Source organism: Streptomyces sp. Q6 (assembly GCF_036967205.1).
GTDB classification, from domain to species: domain Bacteria; phylum Actinomycetota; class Actinomycetes; order Streptomycetales; family Streptomycetaceae; genus Streptomyces; species Streptomyces citrinus.
Genome location: NZ_CP146022.1, coordinates 8430400 through 8446004, shown reverse-complemented (window position 1 = coordinate 8446004; position 15605 = coordinate 8430400). Strand labels below are relative to the sequence as shown.

Sequence of the window (15605 nt, the reverse complement as noted above, 5' to 3'; positions counted from 1 at the left end):
TCCCTGAAAGTGCCGTCTTGGAAGCGGCTAGGCGGTTACTTATCGTTTTGTGGTCACCAATAGTAACCACCTGGAGAGTCGCCATGCCGGTAACCGCCGCACCCCACCTGCATCGCATCGAGACGAACGGTGTCCAGCTCAACGTCGCGATCGCAGGGGACGGACCCGCGGTTCTGCTGCTGCACGGCTTCCCGCACACCTGGCAACTCTGGAGCGGCATCATGGGCCGACTGGCCGGGCGGTACCGGGTCATCGCCCCGGACCTGCGAGGCTTCGGCGGCAGCACACGTGCCGTCGACGGGTACGACGCGGGCACGCTCGCCGCCGACGCCGAAGGACTGCTCGACGCACTCGGCGAGTCCTCGGCAGCAGTCGTCGGCATCGACGCGGGCACCGCCCCCGCCGTCCTGCTCGCGTTGCGCCGACCGGGCCGTGTCCGGCGCCTGGTCGTCATGGAAGCACTGCTGGGCAGGCTGCCCGGCGCAGAGCACGTCGTCGCGGGCGGCGCCCCGTGGTGGTTCGGCTTCCACGCCGTCCCCGGCCTCGCCGAGTCCGTCGTGGTCGGCAACGAGGCCCCGTACATCGACTGGTTCCTCGACTCGGGGACGCTCGGGAGAGGGGTACCCGACGACGTCCGTGCAGCCTTCGTCCACGCGTACACCGGGAGCGAGGCGCTTCGCTGCGCGTTCTCCTCTTACCGGGCCCTGCCGACCAGCGCGCAGCAGATCCAGGACGCCGTCGCGACGGCGCGGCTGACCATGCCCACGATGGCCGTCGGCTCTCATCCCATCGGGACGGGGCTCGAACGCCAACTCCGTCCTCTCGCCGATGACCTGGTCGGACACCACCTCCAGGACTGCGGTCACATCATCCCCCTCGACCGCCCCGACGCATTGCTCGCGCTCCTCGCGCCTTTCCTCTCCCCCGATCTGCCGGGGTGGCCGGGGTGACCGGGGTGACCGGGGTGACCGGGGTGACCGGGGTGACCGGGGTGACCGGGGTGACCGGGGTGACCGGGGTGACCGGAGTAGGACAGTAGGCGCGGGCAGGCGACGGTGTCGCTTTCCGAGCCGCCGCTGCTGCGCGAGTCCAGGACGGGGGCGTCGCCGCCTGGGGCCAGTGAAGGCTCGCCGAGCCTGGTCAGACGAAGAGGGCGACGAGCCCATTCACCCAGATCGCGAGACACGCGAGGGCCGCCACCAGGCAACCGGCGCCCGCCAGCACACCGCCGACCGTCCACGGCCCGGCGGGCGCCTCGTGCTCCCCATCCTGGTCCTCCAGGTAGGAGGCAGCGTCGTCCCAGTCCACCGGGTGCCCCAACTCCTCGGCGTGGGCGGTCCGGACGGTGACCAACTGCCCCTCCGCGAAGGCGGTGGCCGCCTTCGTCTCAGGGCCGCGCCAGGCAAGGGCCTTCATCCGCCGCCCGGGAGTCCCGTACCGCGCCTCGAAGGCGGCGGTCTCCTCGGCGTTCCGCTCCTCTTCGAGGTACATCCAGCGTCCAGCCTCGGCGTCGTCACCGTAGAGCCGGTACACCTCGGCCAGACGACGGCGGAGCATCAGGTCGTGGGGGAAAGACGAGAGGAGACCGCGCAGACGCTGGCGCGCGACAGGAATCCGGCCGGCGGCCAGGTCAGCGTCGATACGGGTGAGGGTCTCTCGCAGGGGCATGAACGCATGATCAGGTACCGCGTCGGCGTACGTCGACCTGGTTTTGCCGCTCAGCGCTCGTACGCTCCCCACGGCATCGGCATCGGCATCGGCATCGGCTGAACCAATCGGCTGAACCAGCGGTCTGGATCCGCCCTGTTGCCGTGACGCCCATGTCTGTCGCAGCCTCGACGGAGCGGGAATCCGCGGAGACTGATCGCCGTACCGTCGAATCCGACCACCGACCTGTCCGGGCAACAGGACTCGGTCCGCCCGCGGCCGTCCCCACGGTCGGCCTTCTGGAGGGCTTCACGCTCAGCTCGCGGCCGCTGTCCGCATCCCGAAGGCGACGAGCACGGCTCCGGCCAGACGACTCGTCCCACGTCGGAATCGGGGGGTGTCGAGTGTCGTGCGTGCGACGCCGACCACCGAAGTCCACAGGAGCAGCCACACCAGTACGACCATGACGTGCGCGACCGAAAGCGCGGCGATCTGCGGTGCGACAGGGCGGCTGGAGGTGAGGAACTGCGGGACCAGGGTGAGATAGACGGACGCAGCCTTCGGGTTGAGGACGTTGGACCACAGTCCCTGGCCGAATCCACCGAGTTGAGCCCACGGAAGGCGCAACAGCCTGCGTGTCGTCGGTTCGTCACCTCGACGCGCGGAACGCCACGTGGTCACACCGAGCCAGATGAGGTAGATGCCGCCCACGAGTTTCACCACGGTGAGCGCGCGAGCCGACGACATGACCAGTGCGGACAGGCCCACCACGGCGAACGTCGCGTGGACCAGGAGCCCGCACGAGGAGCCCAGTGCGGCACGTACACCGTCGGAGCGTGAGCCCGTGATCACCTGCTGCGTGACCAACGTGAAGCTCGTGCCGGGAATCAACGTCAGAGGTATGACTGCGGCCACGAAGCCGAGTACCGGATGCCACTGCACGCACTGAGCTTACGCAAGAGGCGTGCGCCAAGCCTCCCTCCCACCTCCTGGACGAGTCATGCGGGCCGGGAACTGCCGCCCCGTCAGCGCTCGGCGGCGCCGGCGTCGGCGCGGTGGTTGTCGCGGGCCAGGTGGGTCAATGCGCAGACCGCGAGGCCCCAGAAGATTCCCGTGGCCCACGCCGTCACCGGGTCGGCGGGTGAGAGCACCAGCCATGCCACGAGGGTGAGGACCCCGAGGGCCAGAGCGACGCGGTCGGCCAGGAAGGCGAAGCGCGCCGGGCGGGGGCCGTGTGCGCCTCGCCGCACCGCGTGCGCCTCCAGTGCGACAACGGCAGCACAGAAGGCGGCCACGCCCACCCACAACAGCACCATGTTCATCCGCTTCTCCCAGGTCGCTCCAAGCCCACGACCACCACTATCTCACTTGCAGTAACCACCTCGATACGTAGAGGGAAGGAAGAGGCCCGCCGCGAACTTGATTTTCAGGCAGTGCTTGGCCGAGTTCGCGCTGACCGCCTTCGCGCTGACCACAGCCGCGTTCACGGAGTACAGGACGTTGAGCGGGGGCGGCAGGGTGTTCGCGGCGAGGGCCGCGGTGGCTCCGTAGATGGCGATGCGCCGGGTCTCCGAGCGGTTGAAGTAGGCGGTTCCGGTGACCACTCCCCAGGTGATCTTCGGGTCGGCGACCACCGGGAAGGGCGTACCGGGGCCGGGGCTGACCGTCTGGACCAGCGCCCCGTTCTCGACACGGATCCGTGTGGGTACCGCTCGGCCGCGCGCGTCCTTGGCCCACGGGGCGGCGATCTCGGCCACGGACACCAGCACACCCGGCGCTCGCTCGATGCCGACCACCGCTCCCCCGGCTCCGTCCTCCACCAGCCGGGCGCCGCGCGGCACTTGGACGGGGAAGCGGTAACGCTGCGGTGCGGCAGCCGACTTCAGCACCACCAGGGCGCGGGCCGAGGACGCATCAACGCGCTGCGCGGCCAGGGCGTAGGTGTCGTTCAGGGGGTAGACGACCGTGCCCTGGGAGGTCGTGACGCCTGCCACCCGGGCGGGCGTCTCGGGCATCCGCAGCCCGACCCCGCTCCCGGAAGCCGCCGCGCCCCACAGCAGTTCGTCGGTCGCCTCGGGCAGTTCGATACGCGGCATGGACCCGCTGCCCGGCTGCCCGGCACCCGGTGCGGCGGGCACGCCGGCGACGTGGTTGATCCACGCCGCCAAGTCCTCGGGGCCGTCAGCCGCGGTGGCCGACACGATCGGCTCCGGCTGGGGCAGGTCTGCGGCCGCCGCGGGTAAGGCCGGTGCGAGCATGCCGATCAGTGCGCAGCCGGCCAGGGCGGTCCTCCATGAGTGTCGCGCTCTGCCGACACGGCACACACGTGTGTTGTCCACTGCGTCCTCCTACAGACGGTTCAAGATCATTGGAGGCGTCCCGGCGCGGACATGCCCGTCCACGGCATCCATACGAGGGCCATCCGCGTCGACGAGAAGTCCTCCGCAGCCTCGAGGGCAGGGCTCACGCCGCCGGGATACGGCCATGGCCTGTCGCTGCGAGGGGGCGCGGCTGGTCAGGTCGCGTGGTGACCGGTCCGGGCGCTGCCGATGAGGTGCGCGGAGTGGGCGGTGAACGACTGTCGAAGCCGGTCCGCTCGTACAGCCGACGCGGGCGCAGGACGAGTTCCGGCATGCCGATGGTGGTGATGAGAGCAAGGGTGAGGGCACTGCCGAGGGCCGTGCGGCGACCACCCGCGCCGTGGGGAGCGGCGACGAGCCGGCCTCCGCTTCCCGGTCGGACGGGAAGCGGAGGCCGGGCTCATCGCCCCATTCGGACAAACCGTTGCCACGGTGCGGAAATGCGGCGGCGCCGACCTCCTTCCACTCCCTTCCCGCTCCCGCGCGCGGTCCGACTACAGCGGCTGATCGCCTGTCACTGTCGGCCGTCCGCCCTCAGGTAGCGGGCGAGGACCGCGGCACCGATCCGCTCAGCGGCCGGGCACGTCAGCTCGGTGTGCGGGCCCTCGACCGGGAAGAGGCGCCGACCGGTGCCGAGCACAGTGGGAAAGGTCAGCAGTCGGTACTCGTCGATCAAGTCGGCCTCCCTGAGCCGCTCGACGACGCTCAGGCTTCCGGCGACGATCACGTCACGCCGCTCCCGCTTCACAGCGTCGACCAGGTCGCCGTCGAGAAGCTGGGAGTTCGCCCACGCCGAGGTGTCCGCGCGGGTCAGGGTGTGGGAGGCGACCAGCTTGGGGACGGCGTTCATCCGCGCGGAGAACGCGTCGTCGCGGTACGGCCACAGCCTTGAGAACAGCTGCCAGGTGGTGCGGCCGAGCAGCAGCACCCCGTCGTCAAGCGTGCGGCCGAGCCGGAACTTGTCCCCGGCGACCGCCTCCGGGCCGTGCCGGAAAGCCCAGCCGCCCGACGGCGTGCCGGCGGCCCCGTCCGGGTCGGACACGAACCCGTCCAGGGTGACGAACTCGATGACGATGACGCTCACGGTGAGATCTCCTTCGGTTCGGTGTTCGCCGGTACGTACCGGCGGCACCGCCCCGACTCATCGCGGCTGTCAGAACTTTCGGAATCCATCGTGGGGAAGCCGACTCGGCAGTCCGAAGGTGTCGAAGACACGCGGATCGGTGAACACGACGTTGTGAGCGATCCGGCCCCCGGCGACGGTCAGGACTTGCAGGCTGTGCAGCCGGCGCCCGCCGCCGGGCTCCGGCGCGTACGCGGCGAGCGCGGGCTGCCCACTCGCGACGAGTTCTCGCATGCTCCAGCCGGCGCCCCGCATCACGAACACCCGTTCCAGGAACCGTCCGTAGTCCGCGCTGCCCCGGTACCAGAGCGGCACCGGCGGCATCTCCAGCACCGCGTCATCAGCCAGCAGCCGCACCAGCGCGGGGACGTCCGCGGCCTCGAACGCCCGCATGTAGCGCTGGACGGCCGCCCGGACCTTCGGGTCATCCGGCTCGGTGACCGACCCCGCTTCCCCCACATCGACGACGGCGGCACGGGCGCGCTGCAACGCGCTGTTGACGGCCGCGACGGTGGTCCCCAGATGCTGGGCGGTCTCGGCGGCGGTGAACGCCAGCACGTCGCGCAGCACCAGGACCGCCCGCTGCCGCGCGGGCAGGACCTGCGTCGCGGCCACCCACGCGAGTCGAAGATCGGCCCTGGCCTCCACGTCGAACCGTCCGTCGGGGAACGGCTCCAGCCAGGGCACGTCCAGCGCCGGCGTCAGCGGCGCCCCGGGATCGTCGCTCGGCGCACCCAGTCCGGACGGCAAGGGCCGTCGCCCGCGGCCCTCCAGGGCGGTCAGGCACGCGTTGGTGGCGATCCGGTACAGCCATGTCCGCACCGAGGCGCGCGCCGGGTCGTACCGGTCGCGAGCTTTCCAGGCGCGCAGCAGTGTCTCCTGCACCAGATCCTCGGCCTCGTGCACCGAACCCAGCATCCGGTAGCAGAAGGCCATCAACTCGCCCCGGTACGACTCGAAGTCCACCGGCTCATCATGCGGCACCGGCCGTCCGTCCAGAGCGGCGGGGCCGGGCCATGGTCACGGAGGGGATGTCGTACCTCGCCCCCGTCCAACGATGGTCGGCGGGTCCTGGGCCCGCGTGGCCAGGCTTCGTCGGCTACGGCGCCGAGGGCGAGCCCGGTGTGTCCGCTCGGCGCGTCATGGGCGCCGGGTTCAGGCCGAGCCGGCGAGACCTGGCCGCGCTTGGGTGGGTCCGCCCACGACCGTGACCAGGTCCACGACGAAGACCAGCGTCGAGCCGGGCGGGATCGACGACGAGGGCGATTGTTTGCCGTAACCAAGACGCGGCGGAACAACGATCTCGCGCCGACCGCCCACCTTCATTCCCCTCACTCCCCGGTCCATGCCCTTGATGGCCTTGCCACCGCCCACAGCGAACTTGAACGGCCGCCCCTGCTCCCAGGAGGAGTCGAACTCCCTGCCGGACGCGAACGTCACCCCCACATAGTGAATTTGGACGACCCGGCCCGGTCGCGCCTCGGGGCCCTCCCCCTCGACCAGGTCCCGGAACGACAGCTCGGTGGGGGCATCCCCCTCGGGAACCTCAACTGTGGGCTTTGTCAGATCGCTCATCTCGAACCCCTCGTTCGCCGCCGCGCCCTCCCTGTCAGGGCCGGACACATGGACACTCCATGCGGCAGCCGACCACGCTACCTGCGCCCCCCTGCCAGGCGTTTCACTCCATGCCGTGGCACACGGGTCTCGCGCCCGCTCGACCCGCACGAGCGAGACCGACTCATCGCGCGCCTCGCTGCGGCCGGTGGGACCCTGGCCGGGTGACCCATGACGAGCACGTGGCAGAGCGGCGTTTGCAGCAGGTCGTCCTGGACCTGCTGGCGCAACGTGATCCGAGCTCCTCGATCTGCCCCTCGGACGCCGCGCGAGCCGCGTACGAAGGGGACCGGGCCGAGGGGTGGCGTGCCCTCATGGAGCCCGTACGGAACGCCGCCCGGCAGCTCGCCCTGGCAGGCCAGGTGGAGATCACTCAAGGGGGCCGTCGCGTCGACCCGGACACGGCCCGCGGCCCGATCCGGATCCGGCGGACCCGACGCGGGGGCGGCGAGGACGCGTAGCGCACCCTCGCGCGCCCGAACGAGGCGGCCGAGACAGCCGACTACCGCGCAACGTCGTCACGTCGGATGCCGACGACATCTCCGCGCACGGCTCCACGCTCCACGTCCACGACCTCAGGGTGACCGGCGCGACGGGCATGCTGCCTCGCTTCCCCCTCGGGTCACGTCTCGTCCCGCGACTCCGTGCGATGGTCGAAGTACGCCCAGGCGAAGATGCCCGCCAGGGCGACTGCACCGACCGACACGATCTGTACGGCCATGGGCGCGCTCCGGGTCGCATAGCCGGCCCCGCCCGCCGCCAGCGCGCCCACCAGCATCACCATGCGGCTGGAGAATCTCTGGAGCGGATCAGCACCGCTGCGCTCGGTGAACAGTCCCTCCACCGCGGCCTTCGTCGGGCGCCGCGCTCCCCTGCGCCTCTTCGACCGGTACTCCAACGCGTAGCCGATCGCCAGATACACCGCGAAGATCCCGATGAACAGCGCCCAGTCGCCCGGGCCGTCCAAGGAACTCCCGCGTGCCAGCACCGTGGACGCGATCGCGGGCTCCGTCACAGCCATCACCTCTCCAGCTCCGGATCAGTTCTTCCGCCCGTCCGCTCCGTCGCGGACGGTGATTCCAACTACCCCCGAAGGGGTGCGAGTTGTCACGCCGTCGAAGGACGCCTCCGTGAGCCTCGGTCGACGTGCCCCGCGCCGAGGCAGGCCCGATCGCGTGACCGGCGAGCGAGCGGGCAGGCGGAGAGGGACCGCACCGACCTGTCGAACCGAGGAGCACCCCCGCTGTGGGAACCGTCGTCCACGTCCCTCAGACCCGGGACATGATCGGAGAGGAACTCTCCGGTGACGAAGCCTTCGCCGCCCTGCGCCGCTACGGCGGCGTGCGGCTGTTGCTGGACTCCTTCAGCCGCTTTCGTTACGCCGACGGTTTCACCAACGCTCGGGCGCTCGCCTTCCAGATGGTGCTCGGGCTGGTGCCCTTCACCGTCGTGCTCGTCGGTCTGGCGACCAGCGTCCACACCGAGCCCGTGGGCCGCGTCATCGAGCTGACGCTGGGCGGGATCGTGCCGGGCGCGAGCGCCGATGTGGTGGAGAAGGCCCTCGACGGTACGCGTCGCACAGCGGACAGCAACGTGGCGAGCACGGTGGCGCTCTGGCTCGGTCTGGTCTTCGCCGTGCTGAACCTTGCGTCGGCCATGGGCCAGGTCGAGCGGGGTGCGAACCGTATCTACGGCATCGAGCGCGACCGTCCCGGGCCCGCGAAGTACGGCCGGGCGGTGGTGCTGTCCTTCACCGCGGGGCTGCCCATGGTGCTGGGGTTCCTCGTGATGGTCGCCGGTTCGGCCGTGGGCGACGCGGTGGCGCGCAGCACCGGGGACGACCACGGCGGCATCGGCTGGTGGGGCGCGTTGCAGATACCCGCCGGGCTGCTGCTTGCCTGGATCGCGTCCGCGGTGATCCTGCGCAGGGCGCCGCGCCGGATACAGCCGGGCTATACGTGGCTCGCCTTCGGGTCGGCGGTCCACCTCGCGCTGTGGGTCGCTGCCACGTGGCTGCTGGCCCTCTACGTGGGCAAGAGCGGGGCGTTCGGGTCGATCTACGGCCCGCTCACGGCGTTCATCGCCCTGTTGCTGTGGGCCAACCTCACGGCCGTCGCCCTGTTCCTCGGCATCGCTTTCGCCGCTCAGCTCGAGGCCGCCCGCGCCGGAATCCACGCGCCCGTCCATCCGGATCCGGGACCGGGTCACTGAGGCTCGGCGGACCCGCTCTTCGGCCTCTCCCCCCGATCGACCCACCCCGCCGGACCGCGCCCGGAAGCACCCCCTCCCCCGTTCCGACTCGCGCCGAGCGCCCAGACAGGTCATTTCCGTAACTTATCGTGACGATGTGTCACATTCCGTAGCGTCCCGATGTGACTCTGTGATCATGAATCGCAGTAGATGGACCACGCCGGCGCTGCTGCTCAGTGCGGCGCTCGCGTTGAGCGGCGGACTTCCGGCACGGGCCGCGCCACCCTCCCTGGACACCATGCCGAGCAACGTCCGCGCCGCGGCCCCCGGTTCGCCGAAGGATCCGGTCCCGGTGTACGCCGAGGACTTCGAGAACACGGCGGCTCCGGTCCGGCTGACCGCGTACACCGGCGCCGCGCCCGTCGCCGATTCGTACACCGCGAACGCGGCGTGGCTGGACAACTGCAACGGCTGGGTGGTCGACAACAGCGCGGACAGCGCGAACTTCGCGCCGGGAATCACCGACTGCCGGAACAACGCGTCCTGGTGGAACATGTCCCGCGACCTCGCGCAGGCCCTCGGCACGTACAACGGAGCAGCGGCCCCGGAGCGGAACCAGGCGGTCACGGCGTTCACCGCCGCCGACCCCGGTGCCAACAAGGTCGAATTCGAGACGGCCGAACCGATCCCGCTGACCTCCCGCAACCGGTTCATCACCTTCTCCGTCGACTCGGCCGCCATGAACTGCTTCGCCGTCGGACCGTCGTTGAAGTTCTTCCTGATGGACGGGGCCACGGCGATCCCCGCCTCCGACCGGGGCATCAACCCGTGCACCGACCCGGCCGCGCGCTCCGTCGGCTCGACGAAGGTCGTCAACCGGGCCGCGGACAACCCCATCCTGTTCAGCGGCGACCAGCTCGGCGTACGGATGATCAACGCGCAGGGCTCGGGCAGCGGGAACGACGCGGCGTTCGACAACATTCGCGTCCTCGACGTGACGCCGTCCGTCGACAAGGCCTTCAGCCCCGCCGTCGCGCCCAGTGGCGGTACATCGACGCTGACGTTCACCGTCACCAACACCTCGGACCTGTACGCCAAGTCCGGCTGGTCCTTCACCGACAACCTCCCGGCCGGACTGACGGTCGCCGACCCGGCCGCCACGTCCACCACGTGCACCGGCGGAAGCGTCGGAGCGACGAGCGGCGGTACGACGGTGAAACTGTCCGGCGACCTCAGGGCCGGACAGACCTCGTGCACGCTCAGTGTGCAGATCACCGCGGACACCGGCTCGTACAGCAACTGCGCGGAGAACGTCAGCGACCTCGTCGGAGTGAACGCGCCGGACTGCGCGACGGTCGAGTTCCAGGACCCTCGCTACACCATCAGCAAGACCTCGTCCCCGGCACCCGGCGAGCCGGTCGTGCCGGGCCAGAAGGTCGACTACACCATCACGGTGAAGAACCCGGGCCGCGTGCCCGTCGCCGCGACCCTCACCGACGACCTGACGAAGGTCCTGGACGACGCCGCGTACGGGCAGGACGCCCGTGCCAGTGTCGGCGACGTCACCTACGCCGATGGGAAACTGGACTGGTCCGAGACACTCGCCCCGGGTGCCGGCGCCACGATCACGTACTCGGTGACGGTGCACGACCCGGTCACCGGCGACGGACTGCTGACCAACGCGGTCACCGGTTCCGACCGGTCGAACTGCGCCGACGCGACCGGGACAGGGTGTACGACCACCGTCGCGGTCGCCGACCTGGACATCAGGAAGACCTCCAGCGCCCGGGGAACCGTCAAGCCCGGCACCAAGGTCACCTACACGATCACCCTCACCAACTCCGGCAAAGGCCCTTACGCGGGCGCCACGTTCAGCGACGACCTGACGGACGTCGTCGACGACGCCACGTACAACAACGACGCGAAGGCCACCTCGGGGACCGTCGCCGACACCGGCCGGCAGGTGAGCTGGACCGGCGACGTCCCGGCCGGCGACACCGTCACCCTCAGCTACTCCGTCACCGTCTTCACCGACCCGTCCGAACTCGGCGACGGTCGGCTCGGCAACGCCGTCGTCTCCACGAGCCCCGGCGCCGAGTGCCCGCAGGGCTCGACGGACCCGGAGTGCGCGACGACGAACGACGTGCCCACCCTCACCCTCTCCAAGTCCGCGGACCCGGCCGCACCGCTGCCCGGAGACACCGTCACCTACACGGTGACCGTCACCAACGACAGCGATACCGCGGCCTACGACGACGCGGCCTTCACCGACGACCTGACGAAGGTCATCGACGACGCCACCTACAACGACGACGCGCAGGCCACCGGCGGCCGCGCCACCTACGCCGACAAGAAGCTGAAGTGGACCGGCGACATCCCGGCCGCGGGATCCGTCACCGTCACGTACTCCGTGACGATCAACGACCCGCTCACCGGCGACCAGAAGATGACCAACACCGTCACCGGTGACGTTCCCGGCACCAACTGCCCCGCCGAGGCCCGGAACCCGCGGTGCACGACCACCACCCCCATCCCGTCCCTCACGATCCGGAAGACGGCCGCACCGCAGAACCCACGGCCCGGTGACACCATCACGTACACCGTGACCGTCACCAACGACAGCGATGCGCCCTACCCCGGCGCCACCCTCACCGACGACCTCGCCGACGTCCTGGACGACGCCACCTACAACGACGACGCCCGGGCCACCACCGGCACCGTCACCTACACGGAGCCGACCCTGTCCTGGACCGGCGACCTCGCGCCGGGAACCACCGCCACCCTCACCTACACCGCCCGCGTGGGAGGACCCGGTGACGGCGACGGCACCTTCGTGAACGGACTGGTCGGCGGCCCCGGCTCCAACTGCCCGGCCGGCACCACCGATCTGGACTGCCGCACCGTCCTGCCCGCCCCCTCGTACGACTTCGGCGACGCACCCGACACCTACGGCACCACCCGCGGCGAGGCGGGCGCCCACCACGAGATCGTCGACGGCCTGCGCCTCGGCACGGCCGTGGAACAGGACACCGACGGCGCGCCGCACGGTGACGCCGACGCCGACCAGGCGGAGGACGCCCTCAGCGCGCCCCGCCTCTCCACCCACCAGGGCTCCGTCACGCTGCACCCCAAGGTCACCAACACCACGGACCGTCCCGCCCTCCTGGTGGGCTGGCTGGACCGCGACCAGGACGGCGAGTTCGAGGCCCGCGAGGCGGTACAGGCCACGGTTCCGCCCGGCGCCACCAGCGCCACCCTCACCTGGAACGGCCTGGAGGACCTCACCGCCGACACCACGTTCCTGCGGCTTCGCCTGTTCGGCGCCGAGAGCCTGGGCACCGATCCCACCCCGGCGAGCGGCACACCGGTCGAACGGGCCGCCTGGAGCGCCGTGTTCGGCAAGCGGGCTCCCGGCGATCCGTCACCGACCGGGTTCGGCGGCCCCGGTGAGATCGAGGACTACGCGGTCCCGGTCGAGGCCGCCCATCTCGTCCTCGCCAAAACCGCTTCCACCACCACGCCCGAGCCCGGCGACACGGTGACCTACACCGTCACCGTCGCGAGCAGCGGTTCGGCGGAGTACGTCGGCGCCACCTTCACCGACGACCTGACCGGCCTTCTCGACGACGCCTCCTACAGCGGCGCCGCCTCCGCCACCGCCGGCACGGTCTCCTACACCAGGCCGAAGCTGACCTGGAGCGGCACCGTCCCGGCTGGCAAGACCGTGACCGTCACCTACTCCGTCACCGTCGACGACCCGGTCACCGGCGACCGCACCATGACCAACACGGTCATCGGCCCCGACGACTCCGACTGCCGGACCGGAACGACGCGCTCAGAGTGCTCCACCACCGGAAAGATCCCGCCGCCCACTCCCAGCGTGCCGAACGAGCCCCACACGCCCGGGACACCGGACAAGCCCGGCACGCCCGCGTCGCCGCAGGGCCATCTCCCGGAGACGGGATCCTCCGACGCCATGCTGTTCACCGGCATCGGCGCCGCGATCCTGCTCTGCCTCGGCACCCTGCTCTTCGCCGGCGCACGCCGCTCGCGCCGCACGGGCGACTGAGTCCCGACCCGACTCGACGCCCTGTACCGACAGGCTGGATCGAAGGGATCTCCACGTAGGAAGCCGGCGAGAGGCCCGGTCGCGACCACGCGCCGGGCCTCTCGCACGCACTGGGCCGAGGTGGAGGTGACCTGGATGCGATACGTGGTCGCGGACGGCCGGCAGCATCGGAACGTCCGGCCGGTCAGCGCTCCTGGGGAGCCGCCATCAGGCTGGAAGAGCTGCTCTTGAGGAGCGGGGTGGTTCCGGCGTTCGCGTCGCGGGGGACGTCCTCGTTCACGGCGCCGGCCACGACTTCGGCGTACCCGCCGCCGAGCTGAGGGTTTGTACGCCTGCACAACACGTTCTCGGCCACGTTGTGCGGACGCCTTCAGAACGTTCCTTCGTCTGTACGCGTCGGCCGAGCGGCTGATGCCATACCCGGCATGTCTTCTCCCGCACCTCGTTCGACTCGGACGGGGACTCCGTATCCGAGTCCGAGTCCGATTCCTTCAGCCGTCCGCATCCCCCTCACCCACCGTCGGAGACCGGTCGTGCGGGAGCGTCGACCGTGAGCGGCGGCGACGGACAGTCGTTCGCGGTCGTGGTCTTTCTCGGCTTCGTCGCTGTGTCGCTGCTGCTGTGCGGGCTCGCGGCGGCCGATCTGGACGACCCCGAGCACTTCTACGCGGGAGGCAGCGCGGCCTTCGGACCGGTCGGCGGTGGGCTCGCCATCGCCGGTGACTACATCTCCGCGGCGACCTTGCTCAGTACCACGGGCGCGGTCGCCCTCGACGGCGCGGACGGCATGTTGTTCGCCGGTGCCACGGTCCTGTCTCTGTTCTTCGTGATGCGGTTCCTGGGCGAACGCCTGCGCCGCGTCGGCGCGTTCACCCTGGGCGACTTCCTCGCCGACCGGCTCGGCGATCCGTCGGTTCGCAGGGCGCTGGGTGTCGCGAGCCTGGTCGTCCTCACTCCTCTGCTCCTGGTGCAGCTGACCACCGCCGGACGGATCCTGGCCGCCATGTTCGGCCTCCCGGACGGCGCGCTCACCGGATGTACGGTCGCGGGTGGAGCCCTGATGATCGGCTACGCCGCTTTCGGCGGCATGCGCGGGATCGGCTACGTACAGATCCTCAAGGTCGGTGTGGTGCTCATCGCGCTGTCGCTGCTGGCGGGCATCGTCCTCGCCCGGTACGGCTGGTCGCCCCTGGCCCTCGTGGACGCCGCCCACGACCGATCCGGAGCCGGCGCCGACTACCTGCGGCCGGGCCAGCACTTCGGCTCCTCCGTGGCAGGCCACCTCGACCTGATCAGCTTTCAGGCCACCCTGCTGATCGGCGCCGCCTGTCTGCCGCACCTCACCATGCGCCTGCACCCGCTCAGGGACGACCTCACCGCGCGACGCGCCGTGGGCTGGGCCGTGGGCCCCGTCGCGGTCGTGTGCACCGGGGTGGTCGTGGCGGGGCTCGGGGCCTGTGCGCTGATCGGCCGTGACGCGATCCGGGCAGCCGACCCCGGAGGGGCGACCGCGCTGCTCATGGTGACGGGCGCGCTCGACCCCGCCGCCGGAGGCGCGCGGCACAGCATGCTGTTCGCCATCATCGCGTGCGCCGTCTTCGCGACCACCCTCGCGGCCGTGGCGGGAATCACGCTCGCCGCCGCGTGCAGCATCACTCGCGACCTGGGCCGAGCCTCGCGCAGCGCCTCGACGTCGTCGGCCGCCCGGGAGATCCGCAGGGCGCGCCTGAGCATCGTGCTCGTGGGAGCTGTCGCTGTCATCCTCTCGGCCGCCCTCGCGGACCGCGGCAGGCTGACGCTGATCTCCCTGTCGTTCACCGTCGCGGCCTCCGTGCTCGCCCCGGTCCTGGTGTACGCGCTCTTCCTGCCGGGGTATTCGGCCACCGGTGTGCGCTGGAGCGTCTACGGGACCATCCCCCTCACGTTGTTCCTGCTGGCCGGGTCCCCGGCTGTCACCGGTTCGCCCATCGCGGTCTTCCCCGACCAGGACGTGCACTGGTTCCCGCTCCAGACGCCCGGACTGATCACCATTCCGGTGGGCTTCCTGCTCGGACTCGTGGGGCGCACACACCCTGATGAGACGCGGCAACGCGCCTGGCACGGCCTGGTGACATCAGGTCAGGGCGGCGGGGGCGAACGGTCGTAGCCCGGTCGTTCCCGGTTCTCTGACGACCGGTCGGTCTCCGGGAGAGGCACCGGGGCGGGTCCGACGGACACGCGGCGCCGTCGTGGTGGAGGCAGATCGTCCGTGGGTCTCGAACTGCGGAGCGCACCGTCCGGCCCGTGGCCTTGACCTGTGCGAAGTCCGCCCGGCCTGATCGCCCTCAAGCGCCCGGCCGCGAGCCGGGACAACCGGGTTCGGCTGGAGCCGTATCGCCGACAATACGGCTCCAGCCTCAGCCCTCCGCCACGTGGCCGGGCGACAAGGCAGCTCACGCGGCCTCGCCCGCACGCCAGAAGGGCTCCACGCGCCAGGACCGGATCCGGGGGAGCTCCGGTCCCGCGCGGTCTGAGGGGCCCTGGTGCCAGGTGGCACCAGGGCCCCGAAGGAACAGAACAGCTACACCATCCGCCGGCCCGGGTCCTGCGCCGGCCTCGTGCA

13 protein-coding genes are annotated in these 15605 nt (G+C 70.8%); 5 read left to right on the top strand and 8 right to left on the bottom strand.

Features of this window, described 5'->3' with window-relative positions; all coding sequences use genetic code 11:
- Positions 1 to 83: 83 nt before the first annotated feature.
- Complete coding sequence (locus V2W30_RS38855; RefSeq protein WP_338703308.1) at positions 84 to 950, top strand: alpha/beta hydrolase; 867 nt, start codon at positions 84 to 86, stop codon at positions 948 to 950.
- A gap of 190 nt (positions 951 to 1140) precedes the next feature.
- On the opposite strand, the gene V2W30_RS38850 is transcribed toward V2W30_RS38855, so the two are convergent.
- The 7 genes from V2W30_RS38850 to V2W30_RS38820 all read right to left on the bottom strand — a co-directional run bounded on the left by V2W30_RS38850 (position 1141) and on the right by V2W30_RS38820 (position 6705).
- Positions 1141 to 1668 (bottom strand): DUF6584 family protein, encoded by a 528-nt coding sequence (locus V2W30_RS38850; protein ID WP_338703307.1) that lies wholly within the window; start codon positions 1666 to 1668, stop codon positions 1141 to 1143.
- A 294-nt stretch (positions 1669 to 1962) separates the two neighbouring features.
- A complete protein-coding gene (locus tag V2W30_RS38845) occupies positions 1963 to 2589 on the bottom strand; it encodes a LysE family translocator (RefSeq protein ID WP_338703306.1) in 627 nt (208 codons plus the stop codon).
- Between the two features lie 83 nt (positions 2590 to 2672).
- Positions 2673 to 2969, bottom strand: a complete 297-nt coding sequence (locus tag V2W30_RS38840; RefSeq protein WP_338703305.1) for a hypothetical protein — start codon at positions 2967 to 2969, stop codon at positions 2673 to 2675.
- 42 nt (positions 2970 to 3011) lie between these two features.
- Positions 3012 to 3848: a hypothetical protein gene (locus V2W30_RS38835; protein ID WP_338703304.1), complete on the bottom strand. Its 837-nt coding sequence runs from the start codon at positions 3846 to 3848 to the stop codon at positions 3012 to 3014.
- Positions 3849 to 4521: 673 nt separating this feature from the next.
- Positions 4522 to 5091, bottom strand: coding sequence for a dihydrofolate reductase family protein (locus tag V2W30_RS38830; protein WP_338703302.1), 570 nt, complete (start codon positions 5089 to 5091; stop codon positions 4522 to 4524).
- 69 nt (positions 5092 to 5160) lie between these two features.
- Positions 5161 to 6096: a sigma-70 family RNA polymerase sigma factor gene (locus V2W30_RS38825; protein WP_338703301.1), complete on the bottom strand. Its 936-nt coding sequence runs from the start codon at positions 6094 to 6096 to the stop codon at positions 5161 to 5163.
- Positions 6097 to 6285: 189 nt separating this feature from the next.
- A complete protein-coding gene (locus tag V2W30_RS38820) occupies positions 6286 to 6705 on the bottom strand; it encodes an FKBP-type peptidyl-prolyl cis-trans isomerase (protein ID WP_338703300.1) in 420 nt (139 codons plus the stop codon).
- A 221-nt stretch (positions 6706 to 6926) separates the two neighbouring features.
- Here V2W30_RS38820 and V2W30_RS38815 point away from each other — a divergent pair, with 221 nt between their 5' ends.
- Positions 6927 to 7205: a DUF3253 domain-containing protein gene (locus V2W30_RS38815; protein ID WP_338703299.1), complete on the top strand. Its 279-nt coding sequence runs from the start codon at positions 6927 to 6929 to the stop codon at positions 7203 to 7205.
- A gap of 161 nt (positions 7206 to 7366) precedes the next feature.
- On the opposite strand, the gene V2W30_RS38810 is transcribed toward V2W30_RS38815, so the two are convergent.
- Positions 7367 to 7765, bottom strand: a complete 399-nt coding sequence (locus V2W30_RS38810) for a hypothetical protein (protein ID WP_338703298.1) — start codon at positions 7763 to 7765, stop codon at positions 7367 to 7369.
- A 224-nt stretch (positions 7766 to 7989) separates the two neighbouring features.
- On the opposite strand from V2W30_RS38810, the gene V2W30_RS38805 reads away from it, so the two are divergent.
- The 3 genes from V2W30_RS38805 (at position 7990) to V2W30_RS38795 (ending at position 15149) form a co-directional block, all read left to right on the top strand.
- On the top strand, positions 7990 to 8955 hold the full coding sequence (locus tag V2W30_RS38805) for a YihY/virulence factor BrkB family protein (RefSeq protein WP_338703297.1): 966 nt from the start codon (positions 7990 to 7992) through the stop codon (positions 8953 to 8955).
- 175 nt (positions 8956 to 9130) lie between these two features.
- On the top strand, positions 9131 to 13003 hold the full coding sequence (locus V2W30_RS38800; RefSeq protein ID WP_338703296.1) for an LPXTG cell wall anchor domain-containing protein: 3873 nt from the start codon (positions 9131 to 9133) through the stop codon (positions 13001 to 13003).
- A gap of 550 nt (positions 13004 to 13553) precedes the next feature.
- Positions 13554 to 15149, top strand: a complete 1596-nt coding sequence (locus V2W30_RS38795; protein ID WP_338703295.1) for a cation acetate symporter — start codon at positions 13554 to 13556, stop codon at positions 15147 to 15149.
- Positions 15150 to 15605: the final 456 nt, after the last annotated feature.

Coding starts and splice junctions, on each gene's coding strand:
- V2W30_RS38820 (WP_338703300.1), bottom strand. CDS start 6,705: ATGAGCGATCTGACAAAGCCCACAGTTGAGGTTCCCGAGGGGGATGCC.
- V2W30_RS38850 (WP_338703307.1), bottom strand. CDS start 1,668: ATGCCCCTGCGAGAGACCCTCACCCGTATCGACGCTGACCTGGCCGCC.
- V2W30_RS38810 (WP_338703298.1), bottom strand. CDS start 7,765: ATGGCTGTGACGGAGCCCGCGATCGCGTCCACGGTGCTGGCACGCGGG.
- V2W30_RS38840 (WP_338703305.1), bottom strand. CDS start 2,969: ATGAACATGGTGCTGTTGTGGGTGGGCGTGGCCGCCTTCTGTGCTGCC.
- V2W30_RS38855 (WP_338703308.1), top strand. CDS start 84: ATGCCGGTAACCGCCGCACCCCACCTGCATCGCATCGAGACGAACGGT.
- V2W30_RS38800 (WP_338703296.1), top strand. CDS start 9,131: ATGAATCGCAGTAGATGGACCACGCCGGCGCTGCTGCTCAGTGCGGCG.